This is a genomic window from Neorhizobium huautlense, assembly GCF_002968575.1.
GTDB lineage: Bacteria > Pseudomonadota > Alphaproteobacteria > Rhizobiales > Rhizobiaceae > Neorhizobium > Neorhizobium huautlense.
In genome coordinates, this window is sequence record NZ_PVBM01000082.1 from 1 (window position 1) to 1,822 (window position 1,822).

Sequence of the window (1,822 nt, forward strand, 5' to 3'; positions counted from 1 at the left end):
AATCAATCGCACCCCTGCCACACCACCCGGCATGCGGGTCCGCACCGGGCGGTTTGAGAGATTGAGGCTAAGCGAGCCTGGGTAGTCCGATTTGATCGGCCCATTTGATGGTGAGGACACTGTTGAGAAGCTTGCCGCTGTTGCGCCACCAGCTGCCGGCATTAGCCGCCACCCGTTGCGCTGTAGCGAGGTTGGCTCCCCGTGTCTTCAGTTCCCGGAAGATTGTCCTGCGCTGTTTCCATTGCTTGAGCTGAATTGCCCTCACCCGATGGCGCATCCACTCATCCAGCTCTCGCCAGACCTTTGGGGTTTGCGCCAGTCGGAAGTAGGCCTTCCATCCTCGCACGAAGATGCGCAGTCGCTCTGCTACCGCTTTGACGGAACGACCCGTCACGCGCCGTGTCAGTTCGCGGATGCGCGCCTTGAACGTCTGGATCGCTTTGTCGGCAACCCGTCTCTTGACCAGACGTCCCGCGGCAACGAAGAAGGCGTAACCGAGGAATTTACGGCCGAAGACGCTGGCGACGGCACTCTTGGTTTCGTTCACCGTGAGGTGAAGTTTCCCATAAAGACGTCGCAACAGAGCTAGCACCCTTTCTCCCGCGCGCCTTGACCGCACATAGACATTGCAGTCGTCGGCGTAGCGGCAGAAGGCATGGCCCCGCCGTTCAAGTTCCTTGTCCACCTCGTCCAGCAGGACATTGGCCAGAAGCGGAGACAACGGCCCGCCCTGTGGCGTGCCCCTGATCCGTCTGACGGCCACACTCCCATCGATAATGCCGGCACTCAGATAGGCCCGGATCAAGCGGATCACGCCGGGATCGGGGATTTTCTTGCGCAGACGGTCAATCAGGATGTCATGGTCAACCCGGTCGAAGAACTTCTCCAGATCAACGTCTACAACAACCCGTCGTCCGGACTGCACGAAGGATTGCGCCGCTAAAACGGCGTCATGGGCCCTTCGTCCAGGGCGGAAGCCGTAGCTGTGCTGACTGAAGGTGGGGTCAAGGATAGGCTGGAGGACTTGCAGGAGCGCCTGTTGGATCAGGCGATCCAGCACCGACGGGATGCCGAGCTCACGCTCGCCGCCCCCCGGCTTCGGGATCATCACCCGACGTACCGCCTGTGGCCGGTACGTCCCCTTTAAGAGGCTGTCACGGATGGCAGGCCATGAGGTTCGCAGCAGCGCGGCCGTCTGGTCGATATCCAGTCCGTCAACACCCGCTGCTCCCTTGTTGGCGCGCACCTGCTTCCAGGCCCTCAAGAGGTTCTCTCGCCTCAGGGCCGCATCAAGCAGCCCTGCACCTGTGTCGTTTCCCGTCCAAGGCGGGGGCGTGGCTTCGTCAAGAACGCCAGACTGACGGGCTTCACCCGCTTCCTCTTGCGATCTCCCGGTAGTCTCCGGCATCTGACGCATGGCCTTACCCATCCCTGGTGGAAGCTTCACTCTCTCTCATTCGGCCCTTCGTTCGCGCCAAGACGCTCCCTACTACGGCTTCTGCTGACTTCTCGCTCCGGCTCGACACCGTCGCCCTTTCAGGCACAAGGCGAGATCTCCCCAGGTAAGAACGCATTCCTTCCCTGCACGATCGCCGGATTTACGACACCGACCCTTGGTCACGAGAGCTTCGCGGTTCGTTGCCCGCTCGCCCTGGTCGGCATCGCCTCATATCCGGTTCTTGTTCATCGACCCGCAGTTTCGATCCACGCTTCCTCCCCACGCTCGGTCACCCTCACGCAGTTGCGCTTCTCTTCGCTTGCTGTGACCAGCTCACGGTGGGACTTGCACCCACAAGAATGCGCCCATGCTGGGCGCACAACG

Annotated in this window: 1 protein-coding gene; it reads right to left on the minus strand. The window is 61.4% G+C overall.

Annotated elements, in window-relative coordinates:
* Nucleotides 1–67: 67 nt before the first annotated feature.
* Complete coding sequence (ltrA, locus tag C5L12_RS27645) at nt 68–1,246, minus strand: group II intron reverse transcriptase/maturase (RefSeq protein WP_245423069.1); 1,179 nt, start codon at nt 1,244–1,246, stop codon at nt 68–70.
* Between the last annotated feature and the right edge of the window lie 576 nt (nt 1,247–1,822).